The sequence below is a fragment of the Prevotella sp. AM42-24 genome (assembly GCF_003461825.1).
GTDB lineage: Bacteria > Bacteroidota > Bacteroidia > Bacteroidales > Bacteroidaceae > Prevotella > Prevotella hominis.
Genome location: NZ_QTXV01000027.1, coordinates 20,961 through 45,583, shown reverse-complemented (window position 1 = coordinate 45,583; position 24,623 = coordinate 20,961). Strand labels below are relative to the sequence as shown.

The window sequence follows — 24,623 nt, the reverse complement described above, 5'->3', positions numbered from 1 at the left end:
TGTCTCGAAATAGCACTTGTAGAAGGTCGGTGTGCCTGCCGTGATGACACGCCCGCGAGCATTGAGCCACTCGACCTTGGAGCAAACCATGGCAGCTGCAGTCAGCGCCATCTCGCCACCGACATGTTTCAACTCCTTGATGGTAATCTCACGGAAGTAGGCTGCTCGTCTGATGTTGAGAAAATCAAACTCTGCCGTTGACGTGCCATTCTCAGACACGGAAATGGATGCTCCGGAAGCATCTGGTGCGTAACTGCCGAATGTTGTCTGAGTGCCATTCTCGCCCAGCTGAGTATTGCCGGAAACGAAGAGAGAGGCGAGTTTGGCGAGAGCCTTTGAGACAAGACCCTTGGCAAAGGTGATGAGACCCCCTGCCGTATCATCATGCTCACGGGACAAATATCGCCTGTCCTCAACCTCTGTATTGAAATGCAGCAGAGAGATGAACGCATTGCCTATGCGCTCCGCTGTATTGGCAGACTTGCGACGCTCGTCACGAATCTGCTCAAACTCCTGCTGAAGTTTTTCTTTGTTCAATTGATCTGCCATAATTTCTTTTTTGTGCAAAGATAAAAACACGATGAAATCATTAAAAATACGGCTCAAAGGTTGCGAGCTGCGCCTATGCCCTTGAATATCTCTGTCAATGCTGAAGCCATGAGTCCATTGTATGTCTCGCCATAGAAATCAGCCTCATGTTCATTGAGTTTCATGACAGAGGCATAGTATTTAGCCGAAAACCAGTCTCTTCGGCCAATCGGCACACCTCCTGCCACTCGACCGCCCCAGGCAGGACCCACTTTTTTGGGGGTATCCAAATCATGCTCGGCTCTGTACTGCTTGTTGAGGAAGTCAAGGTCGCCATCATTTGGGCGCATGATTTTCTCGCCACCCTGCGCTTCTGTCCACTTTTTCCAGACGTGAGCTGGTCCCACACCTGCAGCCACATAGATGCCGTATTGCAGGAAAGTATGCTCGATGGTGGTCACTGTGCCTTGCTCGAGGTGACCCTTGATGGATGAATAGAGTGCACCAGTATCTATTGTGCGCAAGCGCTCCATTCGCTCGCGCCAATAGGTGCCCATGTTCTCAGTCCATCCCTTCTCGTATTTGAGGAGTTCATCTATTGCTTCTGCCATAAGCTCTCATCATATTGTAAATCGGTAGGCTCGTCTGAGGTCAGCATGAAGTACAGGCCAGTGCAGCCATTCATCGAGTATCGCCCTAATTCTGTCGATAAGACCTGATTGAGATTGAGATACTCCAGCTGATCACCGAACTTCTGGTATTCCTTGTCATGCAGCAAACGACTGAGGAACTGCCGGAAGATATATCTGCAGATATTCAGTTTCTCCTCCCGGTCTGCCATATCATCACGCTTGTATGAAGCGAGAATCCAGACGGTGAAAACGTTGCGGTCGAAGAAGCCATCACCCAGGGAGTGTGTGTTGGAATCAACCGTATCAGAGACCATGATGAAATTGGAGGCTGTTCGGAACTGCTGCAGCACGCCCTGCACCGTATCCGGACCGGAGCACGTCGTTGCGACAAAATTATAAAGTCGGCAGGTATTGTTTTCCTCTGTCAACTGCTTAAAATATGCGATTGCATCGAACTGTTTCTCTGTCATAATCTTTTCATTTTTTCGTTGTATTCCTCTGCCTCCCGCGCCTTTTCATCCAACTCTGTCAGGGCTGCCCAGCAGTCGGTCTCAAAGACTGCCTGCTGTTTGGTGATGTCGCCATCGGTGAGCGCTCTTACCTGCGCACGTATGCCCATGGTGATATCCTCCATGGTCGGCTCTTCGCCCTCCTTCGTATTTTTGAAGAAGTGAGGGAAATTGGCAGCAGCTACTTGCTTGAAATCTGAGTACCATAAAAAAGTTCCGAGTAACTCCTCTGCGGTGAAATTCACTGAGTCATCACGCTTGCCATCCTCATCCCTGTACAGAAGATATCCTAACTGCTGAAGGAACTTGTCCTCCTTATGCATGAGGTACAGCTGATAATATTTCTCTGCAAACAGGTAATCCTGGAATGTTATCTTGCGGATGGAAGTGACGGCTTTTAAGCCAGATATGGCCTGCAAAGGCTGAAAATTATCGAATCCATCGATAAAATCGAATTGTGAGAGCAAAGATAGGACTATCTCTGTCTCAAGATATATCACTTTGCGCTTGGGGCTTGACTTGCCATCCACTCGGCACAGAACTGAACACTTCCAACCGGTTCGGGTGTGCTTGATGATCTCAATGCCAGCCAGTCGGCAGAACAGGTATGTCTTGACCGTCAACTGCTCCTGAAATCTGGTCAGCAGGAAAAGCGTATAGCGAAGCTCATCCTGCGACAACTCACGCCATGACTTTGGCGCTGTGATGTTAAGATTAATCTGCCCGTCATGCATTGAATAGGAAGGCAGGTGCTGATTTCTTGTTTTCATAAGGCTTGAAATGATTGCTTTCATACTCTGATGAATTCTGATATAGAGAGAATGTCTCTGCATCTCCGTCAAGTATCAGTTGGATCCTGTCAAGCGTCTGCTTCATGTCATCAGGTCTGAAGCTGCTTGGATTGCCGTATAGAACGAGATATTGTTTCATCAGGCAGACTGCTTTCTGCTCCTGCTCTGTATAAGACTCGCCTCTGCGGTATTTATCGAGGAGAGCGTCCATCTGCTCGTTAGAGAAGCGACGACGCAGAATCTCATCTGCAAGACGCATGTTCTTGCGCACGTTATCCCACTCCTGCGAACTGAGTTTGGAGAGGTTGGCTTCGAACATGTAGTCGCTATATCCCCATACCAATGTTGGTATGCAGTGCTTAGCCTGCATCGTCTGTCCCCATCCTTCAGCATTGTCCATGAGGACGGAGACCATATCCTCCTCTGCTGCAAACTTGGTCTGCTTCACCTGCTCGATGAGATTTTCCACTCTCACGGTCGATGCTGGTGAGACCTCACCATTGCTCACAACCCCGAAACCTGCAGGTGTGAGCACAATATCAAGATGCCTGACCACCGAGATGAATGTCTCAAGACAGACCATTTTCTTCAGATATGGCTGAAAACCATCGAATTTATCGAAGAAATTAGCACCTATATCACCGAGATAATTCCGCTTGATGCGATTATATGTATCTGAGAAATGAGGTTCCACCAAGTTGAAGACCTCCGGATTTGATGATGTTGCCACCAAGATGGCATCGTCAAAATCCTGCTTAGTTATTGTTATCTTCATTGTATTTGCCGTTATTTTTAACTGATGATTTTTGCATGTCCTTGTTTTTATCGAGCGTAGTCAACTCTATCATCGGCACATCGACGGTAATATTGCGCTCGCTCCACTTATTATAATGTAGGATGACATGATAAGGCTTGAGCATGATATCATGACAAGGTTTCTCGAGAGACTGCTTCAGGATGAAGAGTTCTCGTTTGTCAGATCCAGAATTGTTCATCTGGCTTTTGCCCGGTGTCGCACCCACCAAATTAGGATGAACGCCAAACGAGTAACAGAGCGAATTAGACGCTTCTGACATATCATCTGCCCAGTCTCCACCTTCCTTCTTGCCACTCTCATTGAGATTGATGATGCGCACCATGCGCTGCTCCTTGCCGTTAGGGTCGAAGTAATATCCTGTGATGAGTGCCTTGCCTGCATTCTCCGTGCCGCAGACGAAGTCGATGATGGACTGCTTCTCTGTATCGATGCGTTCCTTACGCTTCTGAGGGTCGATGATGCCCTCCTCGTTGCAGAGGTTCATCCAATAATCCTTATGTATCTCAATCTGTATGCGAGGTGCAGATGTATTCTTGATCATGTATCGCTTGCCGATGCCGATGAGTCGGTAGATATCATACCACGCATCATCAAATATGGCGGCATAGTAAGGTATCGGATAATATTGATATCCTGGTGTCGGTATGCGTGACACGATGGCGAACTTGCAGTCCCGGCCTATCTTCGGTTCAGGACGTCTCTCTCCTGTGTAGATGTCCGGTCCCTTGCCCATGCGGGCCATCAGGTCGCCCAGCGGATCGTTGATGTCGAGCAGCGGTATCGCCTCTGCCTCAATAGGTGACATCGCCTTGCGGAAATCACCATAGAATATGTGATTGATGAGACCTGTCTTGGCGTCCGGACGCTCGAATCGGCAGTAGGACACGTCCTTGTGCCGCATCTGTATAATCTTGGAGTGGTCACGGGAGAGGATGATGACGGTGACATTCCAGTAGAAGAACTTCATGTCTGTCGCCTGCTCCATGAAAACTTCATGCACGCTGTTGCGCAGACAGAACTCACGAATCTCTGCATCATCGGTGTCCTTGCCTGTTGTCCGGTCAACGAATCTGACTCCCTGTCCATAGCAGCACTGCACGTTGAATGCCTGCGCTCGCTGCGCAATCATATTCATGCGAAGGAGGCGCTGCAGCTCATAAGGCATGTCGTTGTCATCGCCATAGCGGATATACTCATAATCTCGCCCATTGATGGTGATAGGCGAATAGATTGCATCACCCACCTCGCCTGATCCGAGGAAATGGGTGTCTGTGCCATACTGCTGCTCGATGGCAGCCTGGTTGGTGGTTGACCCACCAACCGCAGTTGTCGGCATGAGCATATATCGCTCACTGTCTCCATGCGCCCCGACCTGCTGCATGGTATATTTTTCTTTGCTCATAGATATACTGGTAATCCTAAAAATTCATAGATAAAAACGTCTGGCAGGGTATGAACCTCGCCTGTGGCTGGATGCATGAGGCGGTGGAAACCTCCACGCCAACTGCCACCAGACACCAGCCATCCGTCATAATTGACGGTTCTGCCATCGGTGGTCCACGCCCGAAGCTTGACGGTGGCATGGTCAGCGTTGGCCTTGTCCATCATCTTCAGCACCTCATTGATATGGAATGCAGCTCTCTTCATCAGTTGAATGTGTTATCAAATGTGTTATCGAATATGCGGCCTGCACGGTGCATGTTCAGGACATTGTGCTGGCGCTGCGAGTAAGCATAGCTGAATGTGAAACGCGGCATGGTATCAGGCAGGTTGTCATTGTCGCTCTTGGAGTCGGATATGGTCACCTGCTTGCCGACAACTGCCTCACCTCCGTAGATGTTGACGATATAGACCTCATCGGAACGGAAGAGGTCATCAGCCCAGTTGGCCATGGCGGTTGTCAGCGGTCCAGTATCTCCCTTGAAGATGCGCTTCTCTGTGATGCGGTAGTTGACCGTCTTGCCACCTATGACTGCAGTATCACGGATATATTCTGGAGCCACCTCATGTTTGCCTGTGCAATAAATGAGCTCCTGGCAACCAAAAGAATTTGAAAATAGAAGAATCGGAGCCACGTCTGGCTGCTCGAGGTCGATGATGAATGTCTGCAGACGCTCTCCAGCCGTGACATCGAAGAAGGTCAAGACCTTGTCCTTGACTGCGAATTTGGAAGGAGAGACATCGATGGTGGTATATTTGCCATTGCCACCCACCACCTCAGCTGTGAACAGCTGCTTGGAGCCATCAGCGAAATGTGCCGTGACGGTGGCTTGGTCAGTACCGAGATAATGGAGATATTCCAGACGGCCGAGAGAGGTTGTCTTGGCATCCTGCAGCAGGGTGAGGAAATGATGATCCGTAAACTCCTGGCAGTCGATGTCCGGTATATCCACCGTGGCGTAGAGGACTTTCAACTTGAATGCCTTCTTGTCGCTCTGAGTTTCTTCGGAATCATCACCGGAAGATACCTTCTGCTCTATGACTGTAATGACAGCGTCTATGATGAGCTGCTGGCGTGCATAAGGACGGAAAATATCTGCGAGATCTGCGAGGACAATTTCTCCGTCTGCAGGATAGAGATATTCATCATAGACGGTAGAATCGCCTATGGTGATGGTGATGAGCACTCGGCTCATGGATGTGAGAATGTCGAGGTCACGTATGTTTTCAAGGAAACATGTGCCCGAAGGTGCTGATTTAATCGTCATATTATCTTTTTTAAGGCAAAAATAATATGCAAATGGATGAAATAAAAATACGGGGAGCGACGCTCACGCGCCACTCCCCGCAGACTAAATTCAAATTTTCCGCTACAAAGTTAGCAAAAAATTTCGAAAGCAACTTATATAATATGGGAAAAATTATAATATTCCTTGAACTCGCTCCCAGATTGCCCACGCAATTGAGCCATCTGGCAGCGTTGCAACCGCATAATCCCTCTCTCTCATGTAGTCAACGATTTCAGAGAAATCTATTGCCACCATGGTTGCCAGCTCTGAGGCGATTTCTTCAGTTGTCTTGAAACGCTTCTGGTAAGGTTGGCCATTAGCGTCCGTTTTTGGCAGATTTGAGCGAAAAACGAAATATGCATCTAACATGCACTTAGCTTGTGAACTATCATTTTTTGGCATAATTATACGAAATTAATGGTTTGAAACTCATCTGCCACATCATCTGCAGCAGCTTTACAACTCTTGACCAATCTCAATCTGTTGGAAGCACAATCGTAGAGTGTCATCCAGTAGTAGAGATCTGCTGACCATCTGGAATACTTCTCTCGCTGACGTGACAGGCGTGCTGCTTCATCTTCAAGACGCAGCAATATTTTCGTCTGCAGCGTTCTGAGCTTCTCTGTGCGAGAGAGTTTGATTTCGAGCTTCACTCGCTCCATATATCGCCACAGCTCTGTGTATTCCTTGTCAAGTTCCCAGTATCTTATCATGACGTGCTCATTGGTAACGCGTCGCTTGACATTGAGATCTCTAATATTCTCAACCTTGCGCCTGTTCATGCTATATTCTGTTTATGTGATTTATACTTGGCCAATGTCATCTTGTATGGCATAGCCTTAAAACTCTTGTATGGAAGGTAGAAGAAACGATTGTTATGCCATCTGATGATGTTTCCGTGCTTATCTACACTCTTCCAGGCCACAACTGAGAATATTACCCGATCTGAATTGTCAGAGAATTTAACCTCCGCTTCGGCAGCATTAGTATGCTTGCACCACTTCGCAAGAAGTCGGCAAGCATCAATTTGATTGCGAGAGGGGAACGGCTTTTTACCTTTGCGCTTCATCACATCACCTCCCCTCCAAAAAAGAAACCGCTGACTGCCACGATGGCCATCAGAGCCACCATGCCCAACATGACCTTGGCGACGTCGCCATAAGTGACCGTCTCGTTACAGAGGAAACTGAAGGTTTCGCTCTTGGTCTTGGCGAGCTTCTTGATTTCACACTTGAGGGCCTTCATGCCCTCCTCTACGTTGATGCCTACAGGTCTCACCTGAGCATCATTTAATAAAATAGAATTCTGCATAGTGCATCATCTTTGTTAGCATTAAACAGCCGATTGTATAAAAGGGTGGCGGCTGCATTCCCCGTTGCTAACAAAGATGATGACTTATCCGAGAGGACAAAACAAATCTTTACGGTTCATGCAGCCGCCATATAAGTACACCTTTTTCCCGTTGCCGGGAAAATGATACTCTTGGGCATAAAAAAAGCCTGCGGCAAGAAGCCATAGGCGAAACGGTCGCCCTGCCGGATAGACTACTATCATCTTTGTTAGCGGTGGCAAAGGTAAGAAGAAAATTTGGAACCGCCAAATATTTTTGGGAAAAAGTTTTGTTTTCCACTAAAAATTATTATATTTGCAGGTGTTTTATATAATATAATAAGGTATGGAAAGAAACGAATCTTACAAAAAAGATATAGAGAGCCGTATCAAGACCCTCTACATCATATCTATTCTCCAAGGATTAGCGATAATATGGCTTGCCATCCCCTCTCTACCAAAGGGCTTATGCAAGCTACTATTAAGGATAATAGGCCAATAACAATCGCAATAACTGTCATTTTTCTATTCCACCTTCGGTCGTCTATCTTCTCAGCCTCTTGTTTTTCCTGAGCAGAAGAATTGCCCTCTATCGACCAATCCGAGCCAACATTCAGTCGCCTCTCATATTCCTGCAGATATCGCACCCCTTTGGTAGTTATCCGCCACATGCTGAAGGACTCCTCGATGTAGCACCCCTCGCTAAGTCCCTCAATGATAAACTTGAAATAGCTGTCATCCACGTCTGCACGAATCATGCTATTTCTGAGCTCTATACCCGTTTTATCACCTTTGACCAATTGGCGAAGCAGAAAGACTGCTCCAGCCTTGGTATCATCAATATTCAGAACATCCATAAGTTATTAGTAAAAGCCCCCGACACGGCTCAGTGTCGGGGACGATGTGTTAAATAAAGATAGCCTAAATAGCAAGGCTAAGCGAGCCAAATTTCTGAGCCATATCCTGCAAAGCACCTCTGAGAGTAACAAGCTCATCAGGAGTGAACTGCGATGCCTTTCCGTTGACTATGTTTCCGTTCATCTTATGTGCCAGCCAAGAGCGAGACTTGCCAAAGTAAGCCTTTGCGATGTAAGCCATGGAGACCATATCTGTAATCTCACCAAACTTCTCAGCCATGGTCAGTTCCTTGACCTTCTGCTCTGTGGTCTTAGCCATGTAGCCCACTGCCACGGCAAAAGCCTTAGGGTCTGACTCCTTGAGTGCATCCATCTGACGGCGAACCTCCGCCTTGTCCTCTGCGGTCTTGGCAGCTCTGTTCTGTGCAGCCAAAGCCTTCACCTTATCAATCATCTCTGTATATTCCATAATCTTATATTTTTTAAGTTTAAAGGAATGAGTGCCCCCGAAGGGGCTTTCTCATTTCTTTTTGTTTTTAATTTTGTTTTCCAACTCTGCGATTTCTTTTTCTGCTACCCTCTTGAAGGTATCGGGGAACTCTTGCCAATACTCCAGGTAGAAAAGCAAATCGTCTTCATTTTCCTTGAGTTCCTTAGATTTTCGTCTTGCCATATACTATCTTTATTAACACGATGCAAAGATACTAAACATTTGTTGAATAACCAAATATTTTCGTGATTATTTTCAACATTTGTGTATTATTTAACATTTGGGCACGAAAAAAGCCATCTATGCTTCACGCACGGATGACTTCGAACTCTTTTGTATTTCTGCGCCACAAGGCTATGGCGACTTTTGTCTTATGGGGAATGATAAGCCCCAGCCTCATTTTTATATTCTGTCTGCAGCTGCACGTATGCGGTTTGAAACCTCGCAGAGTGCGCCACGGAGCATGTTCTTTTCATCTTCGGTGAAGCCTCCCACTCCACCATTGCCATCGATGCCATCGAGCTTGTGATAAAGCCATGATGCCGACTTGCCGAAATATGTATGTGCTATCTCTCGCCACGACACGAGCATCTGAATATCCTGGATGCGCTGCTTTACTGCACTATCCTTGGTCTGCTTAACTGTTGCTACTGCTACTTCCATAATCTTATATTTTTTAATGCCCTCCCCGAAGGGAGGGTCTGTTGTTAATACTTTGTGTAATACTCAGGCGGCTCAATCATCTCATCGAATAGTTGTTGAGCATACCATAATAACTGTGGGTTGCCCCTGGGAAAAGACTTTTTGTAATTTCTGATAGCTGCTATCAGCTCTTCCTCTTTGTCGCTTACTAAAATTTTCTTCATATCATTATTTCTTTAAGACAATGCAAAGATACTACAAATTTTCGTATTATCAAAATATTTACTACGAAAAATCGTATTATTAACTAAGATTTAACATTTCAGCCCCATCAGACACGGTTTTTCCTCTTTTTCTCATCATTATAGAATGATGTCAAGAAATCAGAATACCGCTTTTACCCCGGAATGCAATGTAGGGGTTTCCGCGAAAATGGCTCGTTTCTTGTGGCAATTTACTTGGAAATTGTCATAAGTAGCCATTTTCGCGGGGCAATCGGATTATTCCGATTGGCAATTTGTGCTATTTTGCACAAATTTTCCACGGTCATTTTTGCCAACTTGCTGAAAATCACGGATTTTTCAAAAGTTGGATAAAAAAGGGGCGTGCGTAGCTTTAATGCTACCCCACACCGCCCTACGCTTGCAGGCAATTGCCACGGCTCGCCATAGCGGAATATGTACGAGTTTTTTACGTGGCAATTGCCCCACCTTCTACAACTTGCCTTTGTCATGGTAGGAATAAAATGCTCCATCTGTTACTATCACATGGTCCATAAAGAACAATCTCATCAACTTGCACGCCTCTGCCACTTGCTTGGTAAGCATATCGTCATTACGTGATGGTGTGGCGTTGCCGCTTGGGTGGTTGTGTGCGAGTGCCACGATGGTGGCATTGCATTGTACGGCTTCTTTGATGATTACCCTAACATCTACGGCTGTCTCAGTAAGACCGCCCTCGCTTATTTTCACGTGCTTGAGTAATTTAAAGTTTTGGTTCATCAACATGACGTGTGCCTGTTCCACCTGTAAATCGCCTATCAGCGGTTGCAGATAGTTATAGATTGCCAAACTGCTACTGATGTCTGGGCGTGAGCTGCTCTTCTCCATCGCCCTGCGCTTGGCAAGTTCAAGCGCTGCTTGTATGGCAAGTGCCTTGCAGTCTCCTATCCCTGGCACCACTTGCATATCGTACATAGATAGCTTTGCCAATTTGTAAAGTGAGTTATCTACCATATTCATCAGCTGGCGTGCTTGTCTCATGCTTTCCGTTGTTCCTGCGCCTCGGTTTATCACCATCGCCAAAAGTTCTGTATTACTGAGGTTATCGAATCCATAGTTTGCCGCCTTGTATTCCGGTCTTTCGTCTGCTAACATTGTATTGTAACTTTTCATTGTCTTATGCTATTTTTCGGTTTGACTTATTTATTTTAACTCCATTAGGGAAACATCTCTTTGAGCGTGCTACACTTTCGTAGAATCCTTCTGCCATCTCTTGCAAGCAACCTCGCATAGAAATAGGGTCATGGTGGATTGTTCGCCCTAAAAAGATTTCCTCCTCCACGTAAGCGCCTGCGGCTTCGATTTTGTTTTTAAACTCCTCGATGGTCTTGCCACTTGTCAAAAGGTCATCGAAAAGAATGACGTTCTTGCCTTTGAAAAAATCAGCGTCCACGCAAACTTTGAAAAACTCCTCGCTAACTACGTGGCTGCCTCCGTTGTGCAAAGGTGTGCGAGTGCCCCAAATGTGGACATGCTCATTTGCGGTTGTGACATGCAAGACGTTTCTCAGCATTGCAGCGATATAGGAAAAACGCTTGTTGTACTTTGCTTGGCTTGAGCATGGAGCGAAAACCACCACGAAATCTTTCAGCAAATTGCCATATCTCTGTGAAAGATACTTAATCAACAACTCGCCACAATAGCGTGAGGCTGCCTTGTTGCCTGCCTTGAAATCATAGACAAACTGATTGTTTGCCATCTGCTGCTCTTTGTCTGTGCAAAGGTTCATGTACGAATTTGGAACGTACTCGATGAAATAACTCTGTCTCATGTTTGGAAAATTTGAATGATTAAAAACGTATTCCGGTAATGATCGGGAGCCCCGATTTTTCCCAGCCTCCAGCTGTGGAGTATTTTTTTTTGAACTGCATTCCGTACAAAGCCCGGTGTGCCCTTTCGATTTTTCCTGTGCTTCAACACTGCGATGGCAGAGGCAAACAGACGTGGGGTTCTGTGGTAACAAAAGGTAAAAAATTAGCTTCGCGTGTAGATTTTTTGGCTTTTGTTAGTTCAGGTTCATGCGGCAGTTTGAATCGCCATTAGCTACCTTTGCACAGGAAAATTCGAATGGGGACACATGACGGGCATTGAGAATGCATTAAAAAAAAGTACGGAACAGCGAATCAGACAATCCATCGACCTTCAAGGGCGATACCGCTTCTGCAGCAGGAATGAAAAAAGGCTGCTACTCTCACGAGCAACAGCCTCTGGCATAAAATAAACTTAAAACAACTAATAACTTAAAAACCTATATAAAATAACAAAAAATGAGTAATCACGAACCACGATAACATGACAAGCCACCCATATATACTGCAGTCTGCGGGAATTTCTCTGCCCCAATGCATACGGTATCGAAGGCATCAGAGAAGTCGGTGCGGTTCTGCAGCTGATCTTCATCAGTCTCGATGAGCTTCTCGCCTCTCTTATCCTTGCCATTGTTATAGACACCAGCACTCTCGATAGAGATGATGAGGTCCTCATTGTTGTCCTGGTTTATCAGGATCATATGCAGAGCATGTCCCTTGAACATTCGATTGATGAGCAATTGTTTTTGCAGATGGTTCATCGGCTTACCGATATAGATCTCTGACACAAGCCATCCATTGCGACGCAGTACACCAGCGATGATTTGGTAGAATTTCTCATTGTGTGTAGCGTAGTCATTGCCCACGAATGTGGCATCATAATAGAATATGACTCGCTTATCCTTGAGATATCTATAATAATCACAGAAGTCCTGAGCCAGCTCCGGAAGTTTGCGCTCATACTTCACATAGAATGAGTTGACGATGCGCAGCTTCGTATCAGAACCCACCTGCCCGACAACGAGACAGTTGATGTTGGCGTTGGCATCTGAGCCGATTATCAGCGGTAAACCGTCCTCTAAGTCCGAATCCATGCGGCAGTCCTGAGCATCTCTCTTGGGATTGAATGAATACTGCAGGTCATCGAGAAAAGTGAAGTTCGGAGCCGTGTAGAAGTTCAGATCCTCATCAAGACCGCTATAGAAGCCATCCTGTGCAATACCAACATGCTGGCACATGATGCTTGTCATGAAGGTCATCTTCGGGAGGTCTCGCTTCATCTGTCTGATGAAGTCCTCACCCAGAACTGCCAGGTTCTGGATGCTGGAGCATCTGGAATATACGAGGCAGTAGGAACGCAGAGAGTGGAGAATCTTCTGGTATTTCTGCACCTGCGACATATAATAGTCGTATCGCTCTGGATGCGCTGCCAACTTATTACGTATGCTATGCAGCTGCACGATGACAGACTCGAGCGTAGCGACCAGTTCCTTATCTTGTTTTTTCTCCCACTGCATGAACCAGGAACCTTTCTTGGTTGCAGAGGTATCTGATGTTATCGTAAGACCATGGTGCAAGCAACAGTCACCGAAAAGTTGCTTGTTACCACGGTTAGCCGGGAGCGTCTCATTGTTGAGCTGCTCCCAATCTATGAATTTCGCCTCGTCTATAAAGACGTGGTCAAGTGAGAGTGAGTTAGATGTACCGCTGCGGTCCTGCGAGATGATATTGAGATATGATCCGTTGTAGAAAGCAACAGTATTCTCCCAGTTCATCGGCTGAAAGTGCGGGTCTTTCCAGTGTAAAGCCTTCCATGGTTTCTTGCCCACGATGTAGTGGACGTCTCGCTTGTAGCCCCACTCCTCGAGGTGCACAAGTGCTGATGGAAGGATGTTGGTCTGGCATCTTTTGACAGATGGTGCAACCATGGCCAGACATGAACCAGGCATGTGCTGGACTGCATAGAGTATGCGTCCAGCTTCGACCACACCCTTTCCTGTACCTCGCCCCCACTCGCAGACCAGGTCTTTAGGCATGAGCTGCAAGACTCTGGACTGCACATCATTGAAGAATAGTCTCTTAGGTTGACCCGTCATTTGGCAACTCCTCAAAATCAGCGTCCTCTATGTCAGGCATAGAGTATCGCTTCTCCATTTTCTTGATTTTTGCTCGAAGATTAGGAATCTTCTGCAAACCGATGACCGTAGGATCATCTGTCATGGTGAACTCAACAGGCACAATCTTGTCGAAAGCAAGATCAGGCTCATCAGGTGAGTCTGTCCGATTATTCTTTATGCGGTTTTTCTGCATCGAGGCAAGAGCCCGGAAGTCGCCTGCAGCCTTGGCTGCCTTGCGATCCTCATCAATTTCCTGGTTGACCTTCCAGCGCCAGAACTCCTTGGATGCTGCATTGAGATTGCCGAGCATGAGCTGGCAGAGATGAATGTCATCGTATGCCTGGCTCTCGCTGACATGGAACATAGCCTTGTCCTGATCCACCATCTCTCTAACGGTGTATCGAGGATATCGAAGCCAAAAGGCATAGCACCCTCGAAGTCTCTCCACTCTCGCCTTGACAATGGCAGAGAGATGCAGGTCTTGAAGCTCATCCTCATTGAGAGGCATGTACTTCATGTAGTCATCGACATTGACCGGTAGGCTCATATTTATGTGAGATTAGCAATGATCTGCGAGAGTTCCGACATGACAGCGTGGTATGCACCAGGCGACCCGACCTTGGCGAGAGCGATATTGGAAGCTCGCAACTCATTTGCGGTCTCAGCCAGACCGAGCAGATATTGCCTGCGATAAGGAGAGCAAGGCTCCTGCAACTCTAATTTAAGTGCCGAGGACTCGTCCTCTGGCAAATCAATCATGATTGGCACCTGATCGACTGGTGTCAACGCTCTGCCAAGGTCATGCACGCTCTGCAGGAGTAGCTTGCTCTCCTCGAGGAAGGGAAATTGTTGTCGTATCATCTAACAAATCATTTAGCATATTATGAACATTGAGATATACATCTCTATCTGTAGTGAGGAATGTGCATTCCGCACGGTCACCATAAGTCTGGTTCTGAGATGTAATCACAGTAACTAACCACTCATCGTTAGCCACAAGCATGATTTTGGAGTGATTGAGCGTGAGCTTCACTTTGTCAAAAGCCTCCGTCATCAGCCGACTCAGTTTGAGTGTCTTGGCTGAAGCCTTGACATCAGCCACTAACGTTGAGTGCTGAATCAGCCCCCGGTTGCGTAGATTGAGCACTCCGCAGAGGAATGCATCAGATGTGGAGAAGGTGGTGACTGCGACTTGCGCAAGCCCCGTCTGCTCCAAAATCCATCCCAGCAAACCGAGGGTGTGTAATCCTTGGCCAAGAAAAACCTGAGAACTATTCTGCTGGAGCGGTTTCAGTGCCTGTCTGATCTGCTTGGCTCTCATCTGGCTTCTCCTCTGCTATGCTCTCATCCTCACCTTCAGCAGGAATCACGATGCCAGCCTCCTTGATTTTATCAAGCGTGGCAGGCTTAATCTCTGCCTTGGCATCAAGCAGGGTTTTCACACGCTGCTCGATATTAGCCTGCAACTTCTCAGCCTGCTCTGTCTTGCCATCAGCCTTCAGCTGTATCAACTTATCAATATTCTTGGTGATGTAGGAACGAGCATTGCCGATGGCATTAGCCGATATCACGACTTCAGTCTTGGTCTCAGCATTCTCTTCTTTCTGACCAGGAACTGCATGGTCATATTGATCCATGCTCTGCTTGTAGGCATAATATTCTGTCTTAAGAGTTAGGAGCATCTTCTGGAATTCCTCGTTGGCTGCATTCAGCCCCTCGAAGCGATCGCACGACAACTGATAAGCCTTGCATGCTTCGAAGAGCTCCTTGATGCGCTTCCATCTCTGGATGTTTGCATCCCAAATTTCCTTGATTTCATCGGGAAGCTGGTCATGATCTGCACGTTTACCCTTTGCGATGATAGCAGTTGCATCGATGGAATCGGTGTTTTCTGCATCAACAAACGGCAAATGTGGTGCTACATCAGCAGCAAGTTTGTCAGCATCTGCGGTGGAATCGACCGCTTTCTGCAGTAATGGTGTCACTTCACCATCGAATTTGCGCACCTCGTCAAGGCTCAACCCATTGATGCGGTAGTCATAGTGCTTTTGCAGCTCATATTTCAGATGCTCAAGCATTCTCTGAGGTCTCAGCATGATCTGCTGATAGAGGTGTCTGTTGTTGTTGATCTGCAGGAGGAGCATGGCTCCCTCACGAATATTCTCATCAGTATGTTCGCTATCGAACCACTGCTTTATTTTCTGTGTAAATTTGACATCATTCATATTCTCAAAATTAAAAAGGCGAGGCGAGCCATCGACAGCATCGCCTCGCCAGGAACATGTTTAATAGAATTTATCTGAAAACGGAACTAAACTTTACCAGTCGTTACCTTTAACTCTCCAGTTTCACCGGAGTATGTGCCCTCAGATGTTGGGATGTCACCATAATAGAATGGTGGAAGTGTTTCGCAGCCGACTGACAACTCAACAGTTGTGTTGGTTTCGTCTGTGACAGACGAACCGGATGACTGTGCAGGTGCAACAGAGCACTCGAAGTTATCATCACCGAACTGACGGCACTTGCCGTTGCGCTGAGGAATCAGAGCAATGATATCCTCATTGAGGAGCATAGATGCAAGTGCAGACTGCTCTTCCTCTGTGCCAGGGAATGTAAGCGCAAGCTTGTTGAGCATGGTCTTTGAGCCATTCTCGCCCTGTGACTCAGAACTGAAGTTTGACTTGTCTGTTGACAAGTATGCAACGATGAACTTCTTGTCTGCAGCCATCTTGTGTGACTCCTTGATAACAAGGTAATCCTTCATGGATGCAGCCTTCTCCAACTGAGGTTTAGCCAGCTGTGTGATCCATCGACGTGGTGAAATATAGACCTTGCGACCTGTACCCGGCAATCTCTTGGCACCAGGACACTTCAGGAGATCCTCGTAGAGGTCAGCTGACTCTGTGCATGATTTTTTTTGCTGATCTGCCATATTATATTATATAATAATGTGTTTTTGAATGATGAGACTCCTATACTGCTGCAGGAATCTCATCGTAACCGAACAAGATGCGCTCCTTGCTGATAGACTCGAACTGGGTACCAAAGTACATGGTAGCTACGAAGTCAATCAAGAAGTGAGATACCAGTGACTTCTCGAACTCGAACTTACAGTTGGTGCCTTCAGTCGCAAGACCAATGAGCATGTTGCTGCCTGGAGTGATGATCTTGAAGCCAACAGGAATGTTGTCAAGACCAATCAATGTGCAGTTGTTGCAGCCATCGAGCTTCGACTTGCCGAACTCTTTGTTGTAGTTGACACTACCATAGACGCTGCGGTATGCACGATCGTAGTGCATCAACTCAGAGCTGTTCAGGAACATGAATGTCTTGGTGTTCTTGAGCTTCTGGTCTGCAGCATCGTAAAATGCCTCCAAAGCATCAACAGCATTGACATTTGTGATTGCCGTAGTTTTGAAGAGGTTGCCCTTCTCTGTAGAGACACTCTTGTTTTTGATCTCCTGATCCGCGATAGTCTTGAAGCCATCGTAGAGATCTGTGGTTTTCTTACCCCCAGGGTTTCGCTTAGCTGTAAAAAGCGTATTGAAGAAACTCTCACCCACCTTGGCAAAGAGGTAAGCTCCAATGAGCTTGGTGATAGGCTGGTTTTTGAGTGCATCTCCCTGGAAAACGTTTGAGCCATATATTGACTCACGAACCGCATTAGGCTCAAATGGCTTAACGCCAGAACCCAAGTATGTCTCCAGTGTACGACCAGTGATAGTAACCCCATCCTCATCTACACGAGTAAGAGAGTATGGGCCAATCTGCATGTCTCCATTCGCCTCACCAACGGTCTCCTTGCCACGAACACCGACTCGACGGCTCATGTATTTGGCAACCTCGTCCAAAGCTCGCGTTGGCATCAGAATCAATTCCTTGCGAAACTTGGCATAGCTTGTGTTGAGTGCATCAGGAGTAATCTGAATTGTGCTTCCTTCAGTAACTGCCATTTTAGTTAATCTGTGACATTGCTTTATACAACTGACCTGCGTCAATATCCGGAACCTGGTTATTCAGGTTGTCCTCGGTCTTAGCTCCTGGAGCCTTTTTGAGGTCGGAAATTTCCTGGTCTTTGGTTTCGATGGCCTTGTCTTTCTCTGCTAATTTGGTCTCAAGATTTTTAACCTTGTCATTAGCAGCAGTGAGATCAGCTGCCGTATCGGTCAGTTTTTTCTCCTTTTCGGCAATGGCATCCTCGATTTTCTGCATCTCTGCATCGGTGAGTGTAATCTTCTCATCGGTCACTTCAAAATCATCCTTGCGGTCAAGGATGTTCTGAAGGTTGAGGAATTTCTTCTTCATTTCATTAATTTTATTGTTATTGAAAAACTCCCTGACACCATCTATGACTTGTGTCATGAAGTTCTTGGAAGGTTTCTCATCCGAATCGCCCTTGATAGGCGGGAGCCCCAAATTCTGACAATAAGAATTTGTGAACCTCTTGGCAAGATTGTTCTGTCTCTTGCTGTCCTCTTCATCCAGATCTCTTATCTCATCGATGAGCCCCATCTCCAGAGCCATCTCTGGTGTCATCCAGCTGCCTTTGTTCATCTGCGTCACGATTTCATCAGATGTCTTGCCGCATCGCTGAGCATAGACAGATGCAATGACCTTGTCTATTGTGTCAAGGTCATCACGCTGCTTCTGGAATTTTGCAATCAGCTGGTCAAGTTTTTCCTTGTTTGCAGACTCCCATACAGTGACTCCTGTTGACGCATTATGAATGAGCATGGTGCTGCCGACGCTCATGGTAACGTGCTTGGCACCCATGCAGAGGACGGTTGCAATAGAAGCGGTCATGCCCAACACATGGACGTTGACATTGCCATGATCCTTGATAAGTTGATAGATTGTAAGACCTTCATCAACGAATCCACCCGGTGAAGAGACTGCAATATTGACCTCCTCATCGGAATGTGCGTCAAGGTAATTCTTGACATCCTTGGAGCGTGTGCCGTAGGTACCAGTCCACCAGTCGTATCCTGCACCTATGGTACCGCAAATCATCATACCGTATTTCATGCGCTTTTTTTTGTTGCAAAGATAAGCATGGCAATTGCCAAAAGAAAATACGGAAAATCACTCTATTCTCGGTGCTTTACGAGTTGCGACCCACTGCACAGTGACCTCCGTCAACGTGCTTGAGGAATATGAATCAGGATGCACATAGGAGACGTTTACTGTCGGATATGGTCTTGAAGGCTCACCTATCAGGTATTTTCGCCCTTCAATATCCTCTATCAGATATGCGTATCTGACCGAACCATCAATATCGCTCTCGCACGTGCGATATATCAATTTATGTGTATAAACACGAACCCCATCATCCAATTTGTCAGTAATTTCCAACTTTGCAGGTCTCTGGAACTCCACTCTCTCCCAATCAAGACTCTCAGGAAGTGAAAATGTCTTATTGCCAAGAAGTGTCTCAAAAGGCAACTTCGATGAAGGTATCCTATGAATTTTTGAAATGTGATTTAGATATCTCATAACTTAAAATATTTCGTGTCTGTTCGCAACTGTTCGCAGTTGTTCGCATCTGTTCAAAAATAGGGTATATAGTATGTAACTTTTTAGCGTTAAATTATGTTATATGGTATCTTTTGTTATTAAAGAGGTTGACACCCACATTCTGATAAGATTTGCGCATCCGATACCATTTCATACGGATGGTCTCGGCATATTCTATGTCAATGCCATGTGTCTGACACCACGCTCGGAATGCAGACATCTTTTTGCATGATGTATCCTGCAAATCTCCAAGGTCACACCACATATTGATGCGAAAGAGATCATCTAAACTCTCACCCAACGCCTTCTTGCCGAAACTTGTCAGATAATTGTATGTCTCCGGGCTCTTCGACTTCGATGAAGGTATGCAGATGGCCACCGTTTTCTCTGTTGGTTGCTCAGGAGTGTTGTTGTAAGGACGCTTAGTGGTAAGTCTGCGGATGACAGCATTCTCATTGCTGTTAGGGGGAAATACCACAGGGTCGCCAAACGAATGTGTGAGCCACTGTTTCATATATGGCTCGACTTCGAGGTATATAAGGAATTTACTCATAAAATAAATATTAAAATCTCCGCAAATTTAGGAAAAATAATCGAGAAAACACCGTCTCTGCGGTATTTTCTTATTTTCACCCCCATATTTTTAGGAGAAAAGCATCAAAATATTTGGGACACCCAAAAATGCCCGTTTCAGTTGTGGCATTTGTGGCATTTTACGTAACTATCTGATTATCAGATATTATCTTATTTATATAAATGCCACATTATATAAATAAAATGCCACAATGCCACAACTCCTTTATGACTGCCCTATGCGTTGCCACAAATTGCCACAAAATTGCCACAATGCCACACCCCTCTAAACCGCTGAAAATCAGCGTTGCCACAATTGCCACAAATGCCACATCGAAAAATGTGTATGTACGTATATGAGATAAATTCACCCTAAAAACAAAAAAAGCCCCGAGGAAGAACACTTTCTTCCCCAGGGCTAAGGATATGATCTAAACAAAATAACTAAAAACCTATTTGCGGCAACCCTGCCGCTTTCAACTCATCATCTGTCATGAGGTAAGGGTCTTTTTGTGCCTTCTCCTCATCACCTGTTTCGGTTTCGAAGTCGATGGCGTATCTCTCCGATACCATTTTATAATCAAAACAGAGCGGTCGGTCCTTATACCATAAGGTCTGACGACCAATCACCTGCCCATTTTCATCTAATTTCTCTGCCGTTTCCGGCAAACCATTAGGTGCAAACTTTTTGAACCTCTCTGCATTCTTGGCCGTACCATAGAATTCCGGGCCTATCTGCAAATAATGCAGCAATGACTCCTTCGGCAACAGGTTGACATCCATGGAGCGACCTAACTTGCGATATATGGCCATGGTTATGTCCTTGCGTATCATGAGTATGCTCTTAGGCTGTGACCAGTTATCCAACTTCGTCTTGTTGGTTGAGAGGCTCCCCACCAATTTGATCTTGAAGTCTTGGTCCTTGCGAAGCTCTCCCATCTGTACTGCAGCATTGATGATGTTCCAGAACCCAGCCACCTCATCGGTAGAATTACACATTGAGTTCTGCCGTTTGATGTCTGCGACAATGACAGAGAGCAGCTCATCATAAGTGTATGGGAACTCTATGTAGTCTCTGATGGCGAGATAGCTTGCTACGAGGACAGTCCAGTTGGTCATGATGCGGTCGAGGATGTTGTCATTCTCGAGTGCACTTTCAAGATCTTCAGATGCTTTTTTCCATGACATGCCGAATGCAGCCTGAAACTGCTCTCTATGCTTCAGTAGCTGGATTGTGATATGTGTAGCACCTATCTGGCGGAATCGCTCCAGTTCTGCAAAATGCAGTTTCTCCTCTCTGGTATGCTCACCCTTATCGAATGTGAGATAGATGATGCGCGTGAAGAGCGCAATATCTGCAGTAGGCATTTCCTGACCTGTCAGGATGATGCCGGAATCAACCTTAGCCTGCACCAGCTTTTTGTCTTTTTCCATGTTCATCTTGGTGCGGCCGATACCATTCCAGAGGTCTTTCAACCACTGCACTTTGCGGTTATCGATGGCATTCTGATATTCGTCGATATGGACAAGTGCATCATTGACGCTGCCAACATAATCAGACAGAGCAGGCATGGATGCATTGGTGATAGAGAGAGGCTCATATTTCGTCTCATATTTATAGAAGAAATTCATGAGGGTTGCAGCAAATTCTGTTTTTCCACAACCTTTCGGGCCAAAGGCATTAAGAAGTGGAAAACTTCGTGATTTCTGTATGACGATATCTCGGAAGAGTGTTGCAATATAGAAGCATAGACCGACTTTTCCATTGTCTCCGAACACCTGCACTACCTTGGCGAAGAAATCACTCTGTGATGTCGGTGAATCCGTCATTTTCTCATGCCGGAACTTCTTCTCGTTGACATATAGTTCACGGCTGTCGATGTTGAGTCTGCTCATCGCAGGTAGGTAGAACTTGCCTGCAGACAGTCTCAATATGCCCATATCATCAATCGGGAACCAGGAGCCCTGGTCGATGGCTCCATTGCAGAACGCATAGAACCCCTCGCGCTGCCACCCTAACTGCTTGATAGGATCTGCAGTCTCCGTGACTCTTCCGAGGTAGCCAAGCAACTTGATGAGCTGCTCATCCTTGGCCATCCAGATGTAGTCCCCCATACCGAACAGTCGCTTTCTGAGCGAACTGCTCGATGTGATCTCCTCCATATTTAACTCTATGAGACGCGGTTGTGTCTCCGGATTGTTATTGTTGATCTCAAAGAGTCGAACAGGATTGAAATCGTCTCGAATATGGAAGAGTGGCTTCAGTTTGAAGTTGCTCCACTGGACCTCATCACCCTCTTTATTGGTTCCGAAGTAGGAATTGTCATGCTCTGTGAATCCGAATTCACGCAGCATACTCATGTCACCCTTGCGCTCCTTCTCCTGCTTTTCGGCCACAGCTGCAGTCTTTGCACGCTTGAGTGTATTTTTCCACTCCCGGTTATGATTGTATTTCCGGCAAAGAGCTTCGAGGTAGCTGCTCTGGGTATCTTCGTCTCTGACAAGCATGAGGAGTGAGCAGATATCTGCGATAGCTGACATGCGATCTTCCGTAGTGTAGTCATCAATGCTCTCTGCTGTTGGCCAATATCTGCGAGTACAATACCAGAAGATGAATTCCTCATCTCTCATCTGTTCAAAGTGCCCTTTATCCACAATCCATGAGTCCGGATCCTCTTTTTTGGGTGCAGGGTAGTCAATAGGTATCTCGCGCACGTTGACGGTGAAGCCTGCCTCGAGAGCAGCTCGGCCATTCTCAAACACATTGACTGTACCTGCCGGGAACTTGTTGCCATCCTTCAGCGTGTCTGCGTCTGGTATGAATATGACCTTATGCGCTAACTTGAATAACTGCTTCAGCTGATTGGGTGTCCAGGCACCTCCGAGCGATGCGACTGTATTGAGTATGCCTATAGACTGCAGCTTAATCACATCAGGTCCACCTTCAACGAGGTAGAACTTATCCTGTATGCGCGCCTGCTTCTGCGCGAGGTTGATACCGAACACCGAAGTATCCTTGTGATAGACAAGACTGTTTTTGAGATTTAGATATTTGCAGATATCCTTATTATCGCTCATGGTGCGAGCGGTGAAACCGATAATCCGGCTCATCTTGTCATAGATAGGTATTGTGTATCGGTCACGCAACATGGCATATCTGCCACGCTCGCCCTCACCAATGAGACCGACCTGCTCTAACAGGTCGAAGTCAAGGCCTTTTTTCTGAGCCCACGCGATGAAACCCTCTCGTGGTGCATATCCGATGCCAAACGTCTCGATTGCATCCTCACCCCATCGTTTTCTGACCGCTTCCCTCGCTTGCACCGCTCCTGGTGTGTTTTCGTTGATGCAATCCACGAAATATGACTGAGCGAAATTGAGTACAATGCGCATGGCATCCTGGTCCTTCTGTCTCTCCAACTCCTCACTGCTTGGCTTGTAATCATCCTCAATATCCTCATTGAGGTATTTCTTGGCCAAGTTGCGGCAAGCAATAGGGAATGGCAGATCATTCTCCAGTTTTCGGTAAAGTGAGATGACGTTACCACCAGAATGACAGCCGAAGCACCGCCATGTATTGGTAGCGGTGTCAACATAGAAGGAAGGTCCACTCTCATTATGGAATGGACAACAAGCCCAATGTCTTGTCCTCGACTTTTTGGTGAATTTGATGTTAGCATTCTCTGCAACTTCAAGTATGCTGACATCACTAATAATTCTGTCAATTATATCTTGTTTGATCATATCACAAATTTTTTCGGCAAAAATAGAAAGCTATCTCCAAATCAGAAAATACTATACTATTCTGCGCATTATTTTGGCTATATCCTGGTTAACGAAATATCTCAGCCTCCTATCAAAAGTCATACTTCGCTCCAGTATAAGGTTTGTTAGGGCATTCTTATATATGCCCCCCCGATTGTTCCATGCGCTCCTTATTTGACTGTCTGACCAGTATCGGAACTTCATATCTGTATATCTCATTTCTTAGGTCTTTTGTAATTAGTACACTTAGAATTTGACATGAAGAATTCATAATCATGCTCACTCTCTATATCTTTGTAGAGCTCTCGATGTGAGCACTTCCAATACATGCAGGTGTTGCCTTTGGCCCAAGCGCAAGTTCTATGACTCTCGATTAATGTCTTTGTTTCCTTTTTCTTCATAATTCTCACATGTTTTTATGCTTTTGTGCTCCATATAGACTTTTTTATTGCTGCACCAGGAGCCATTAATGCAGTTTCGCTTGAATCTGCAACTATCACATATCATAAATTCAGCTCATGAACGATTTTAATGATCTCTCGCGATGATCTCAAGTTAAGTCGCTTGGTCATGTTGCGCAACTGCGATGTGACGGTATGCAATGATTTGCCCAATTTCTGCGCTACTTCAGATGCAACATAGCCTTGTGCAAAGACCTTTGCCACTTCTGTTTCTTTCGGGAAAAATGGAGAATGGACTTTAGGATTGCATACAATATTCTCATCCTTGCAGCATTTGCGTAAAGGACAGGAGACTCTCTCCAGATGCATCATACCCTCATCGATATCATAGGATAATGTGTCATTAGATCCGAAGTTGCAGCGGATGAATCTCTCTGTAATGAGGAACATGTGGTATAGCTTATTTTTTTCACTCTTGATGAAATTATGATAGAGATAAGCATAAGCATCAGGATACACCTTCTCTATCATTTGAGCCATGAACTTAATCAGCTCTGCCTGCTCCATGTCGTATCGCTTAATCTCTTGCTCGTTTGTGTAGAAGTAAACAACACCAAGTGGTGACACGAAGAATTCTATCTTTCTTGTTTCCATAAGCCTTTTCTAATAACTTGGTTAATAACTTCAGCATCACGAACGTTGAACTCGCGGTGCCCATTCAACTTAGTGTTGAGAGTGCTATATCTAAATTCATATACCTTTTGCAGATAGTTTGAAAATTTTGCCCTCTCAGATTTATCAAGTGATCTGTAGTAATCACTGATATTTATTGTTTCATTT

General features: G+C 45.9%; 31 protein-coding genes. All 31 read right to left on the bottom strand.

Annotated elements, in window-relative coordinates:
* A partial coding sequence (locus DW917_RS09555) for a hypothetical protein (RefSeq protein ID WP_370453526.1) occupies positions 1-549 on the bottom strand: 549 nt, incomplete at its 3' end.
* Positions 550-602: 53 nt separating this feature from the next.
* Entirely contained in the window at positions 603-1,139 is a 537-nt protein-coding gene (locus DW917_RS09550) for a hypothetical protein (protein WP_118118165.1), read from the bottom strand.
* On the bottom strand, positions 1,124-1,630 hold the full coding sequence (locus DW917_RS09545) for a hypothetical protein (RefSeq protein WP_118118163.1): 507 nt from the start codon (positions 1,628-1,630) through the stop codon (positions 1,124-1,126). Before DW917_RS09545 ends, DW917_RS09550 begins: the two co-directional genes overlap by 16 nt.
* The gene (locus DW917_RS09540; RefSeq protein ID WP_147344157.1) at positions 1,627-2,439 is read right to left on the bottom strand and encodes a hypothetical protein; all 813 of its coding nucleotides are present in this window, start codon (positions 2,437-2,439) and stop codon (positions 1,627-1,629) included. The genes DW917_RS09545 and DW917_RS09540 overlap by 4 nt, the downstream gene beginning before the upstream one ends.
* Positions 2,396-3,235 carry a DUF6712 family protein gene (locus DW917_RS09535; protein WP_118118159.1) on the bottom strand — a complete coding sequence of 280 codons (840 nt, stop codon included), beginning with the start codon at positions 3,233-3,235 and terminating at the stop codon, positions 2,396-2,398. The genes DW917_RS09540 and DW917_RS09535 overlap by 44 nt, the downstream gene beginning before the upstream one ends.
* Complete coding sequence (locus tag DW917_RS09530) at positions 3,216-4,679, bottom strand: hypothetical protein (RefSeq protein WP_118118158.1); 1,464 nt, start codon at positions 4,677-4,679, stop codon at positions 3,216-3,218. The genes DW917_RS09535 and DW917_RS09530 overlap by 20 nt, the downstream gene beginning before the upstream one ends.
* A complete protein-coding gene (locus DW917_RS09525; RefSeq protein ID WP_118118156.1) occupies positions 4,676-4,924 on the bottom strand; it encodes a maintenance system killer protein in 249 nt (82 codons plus the stop codon). Before DW917_RS09525 ends, DW917_RS09530 begins: the two co-directional genes overlap by 4 nt.
* Positions 4,924-5,985, bottom strand: coding sequence for a hypothetical protein (locus DW917_RS09520; RefSeq protein ID WP_118118154.1), 1,062 nt, complete (start codon positions 5,983-5,985; stop codon positions 4,924-4,926). Before DW917_RS09520 ends, DW917_RS09525 begins: the two co-directional genes overlap by 1 nt.
* A 153-nt stretch (positions 5,986-6,138) precedes the next feature.
* A complete protein-coding gene (locus tag DW917_RS09515; protein ID WP_118118152.1) occupies positions 6,139-6,408 on the bottom strand; it encodes a hypothetical protein in 270 nt (89 codons plus the stop codon).
* Positions 6,409-6,410: 2 nt separating this feature from the next.
* Positions 6,411-6,788: a hypothetical protein gene (locus tag DW917_RS09510; protein ID WP_118118150.1), complete on the bottom strand. Its 378-nt coding sequence runs from the start codon at positions 6,786-6,788 to the stop codon at positions 6,411-6,413.
* On the bottom strand, positions 6,785-7,078 hold the full coding sequence (locus tag DW917_RS09505; protein ID WP_147344156.1) for a hypothetical protein: 294 nt from the start codon (positions 7,076-7,078) through the stop codon (positions 6,785-6,787). Before DW917_RS09505 ends, DW917_RS09510 begins: the two co-directional genes overlap by 4 nt.
* The gene (locus tag DW917_RS09500) at positions 7,075-7,317 is read right to left on the bottom strand and encodes a hypothetical protein (protein WP_118118145.1); all 243 of its coding nucleotides are present in this window, start codon (positions 7,315-7,317) and stop codon (positions 7,075-7,077) included. Before DW917_RS09500 ends, DW917_RS09505 begins: the two co-directional genes overlap by 4 nt.
* Positions 7,318-7,745: 428 nt before the next feature.
* Positions 7,746-8,192: a hypothetical protein gene (locus DW917_RS09495; RefSeq protein WP_118118143.1), complete on the bottom strand. Its 447-nt coding sequence runs from the start codon at positions 8,190-8,192 to the stop codon at positions 7,746-7,748.
* Positions 8,193-8,256: 64 nt separating this feature from the next.
* Complete coding sequence (locus DW917_RS09490; RefSeq protein ID WP_228113169.1) at positions 8,257-8,661, bottom strand: DUF5053 domain-containing protein; 405 nt, start codon at positions 8,659-8,661, stop codon at positions 8,257-8,259.
* Positions 8,662-8,712: 51 nt separating this feature from the next.
* On the bottom strand, positions 8,713-8,865 hold the full coding sequence (locus DW917_RS17535; RefSeq protein WP_194253077.1) for a hypothetical protein: 153 nt from the start codon (positions 8,863-8,865) through the stop codon (positions 8,713-8,715).
* Between the two features lie 219 nt (positions 8,866-9,084).
* A complete protein-coding gene (locus DW917_RS09485) occupies positions 9,085-9,345 on the bottom strand; it encodes a DUF5053 domain-containing protein (protein WP_118118141.1) in 261 nt (86 codons plus the stop codon).
* Positions 9,346-9,389: 44 nt separating this feature from the next.
* Positions 9,390-9,548, bottom strand: a complete 159-nt coding sequence (locus DW917_RS09480) for an ArsR family transcriptional regulator (RefSeq protein WP_117727633.1) — start codon at positions 9,546-9,548, stop codon at positions 9,390-9,392.
* Between the two features lie 489 nt (positions 9,549-10,037).
* Positions 10,038-10,718, bottom strand: a complete 681-nt coding sequence (gene radC, locus DW917_RS09475; protein ID WP_118118139.1) for a DNA repair protein RadC — start codon at positions 10,716-10,718, stop codon at positions 10,038-10,040.
* A 4-nt stretch (positions 10,719-10,722) separates the two neighbouring features.
* Complete coding sequence (locus DW917_RS09470; protein ID WP_118118137.1) at positions 10,723-11,376, bottom strand: phosphoribosyltransferase; 654 nt, start codon at positions 11,374-11,376, stop codon at positions 10,723-10,725.
* A 504-nt stretch (positions 11,377-11,880) separates the two neighbouring features.
* Positions 11,881-13,509: a hypothetical protein gene (locus tag DW917_RS09465; RefSeq protein ID WP_118118134.1), complete on the bottom strand. Its 1,629-nt coding sequence runs from the start codon at positions 13,507-13,509 to the stop codon at positions 11,881-11,883.
* A complete protein-coding gene (locus DW917_RS09460; protein ID WP_118118132.1) occupies positions 13,493-14,077 on the bottom strand; it encodes a hypothetical protein in 585 nt (194 codons plus the stop codon). The genes DW917_RS09465 and DW917_RS09460 overlap by 17 nt, the downstream gene beginning before the upstream one ends.
* A gap of 2 nt (positions 14,078-14,079) precedes the next feature.
* Positions 14,080-14,391: a hypothetical protein gene (locus DW917_RS09455; protein ID WP_147344155.1), complete on the bottom strand. Its 312-nt coding sequence runs from the start codon at positions 14,389-14,391 to the stop codon at positions 14,080-14,082.
* Positions 14,330-14,851 (bottom strand): C4-dicarboxylate ABC transporter, encoded by a 522-nt coding sequence (locus tag DW917_RS09450; RefSeq protein WP_118118129.1) that lies wholly within the window; start codon positions 14,849-14,851, stop codon positions 14,330-14,332. The genes DW917_RS09455 and DW917_RS09450 overlap by 62 nt, the downstream gene beginning before the upstream one ends.
* Positions 14,802-15,755 carry a hypothetical protein gene (locus tag DW917_RS09445; protein ID WP_118118127.1) on the bottom strand — a complete coding sequence of 318 codons (954 nt, stop codon included), beginning with the start codon at positions 15,753-15,755 and terminating at the stop codon, positions 14,802-14,804. The genes DW917_RS09450 and DW917_RS09445 overlap by 50 nt, the downstream gene beginning before the upstream one ends.
* Positions 15,756-15,841: 86 nt before the next feature.
* Positions 15,842-16,462, bottom strand: a complete 621-nt coding sequence (locus DW917_RS09440) for a hypothetical protein (RefSeq protein ID WP_118118125.1) — start codon at positions 16,460-16,462, stop codon at positions 15,842-15,844.
* A gap of 40 nt (positions 16,463-16,502) precedes the next feature.
* Positions 16,503-17,483: a hypothetical protein gene (locus DW917_RS09435; RefSeq protein WP_118118123.1), complete on the bottom strand. Its 981-nt coding sequence runs from the start codon at positions 17,481-17,483 to the stop codon at positions 16,503-16,505.
* A gap of 1 nt (position 17,484) precedes the next feature.
* Positions 17,485-18,555: an ATP-dependent Clp protease proteolytic subunit gene (locus tag DW917_RS09430; RefSeq protein ID WP_118118121.1), complete on the bottom strand. Its 1,071-nt coding sequence runs from the start codon at positions 18,553-18,555 to the stop codon at positions 17,485-17,487.
* A 57-nt stretch (positions 18,556-18,612) separates the two neighbouring features.
* On the bottom strand, positions 18,613-19,023 hold the full coding sequence (locus tag DW917_RS09425; RefSeq protein WP_118118119.1) for a hypothetical protein: 411 nt from the start codon (positions 19,021-19,023) through the stop codon (positions 18,613-18,615).
* Between the two features lie 94 nt (positions 19,024-19,117).
* Positions 19,118-19,597, bottom strand: a complete 480-nt coding sequence (locus tag DW917_RS09420) for a hypothetical protein (RefSeq protein WP_118118117.1) — start codon at positions 19,595-19,597, stop codon at positions 19,118-19,120.
* 464 nt (positions 19,598-20,061) lie between these two features.
* Positions 20,062-23,361 (bottom strand): DNA primase, encoded by a 3,300-nt coding sequence (locus tag DW917_RS09415; protein WP_118118115.1) that lies wholly within the window; start codon positions 23,359-23,361, stop codon positions 20,062-20,064.
* A gap of 524 nt (positions 23,362-23,885) precedes the next feature.
* Positions 23,886-24,437: a helix-turn-helix transcriptional regulator gene (locus DW917_RS09405; RefSeq protein ID WP_118118111.1), complete on the bottom strand. Its 552-nt coding sequence runs from the start codon at positions 24,435-24,437 to the stop codon at positions 23,886-23,888.
* Positions 24,438-24,623: the final 186 nt, after the last annotated feature.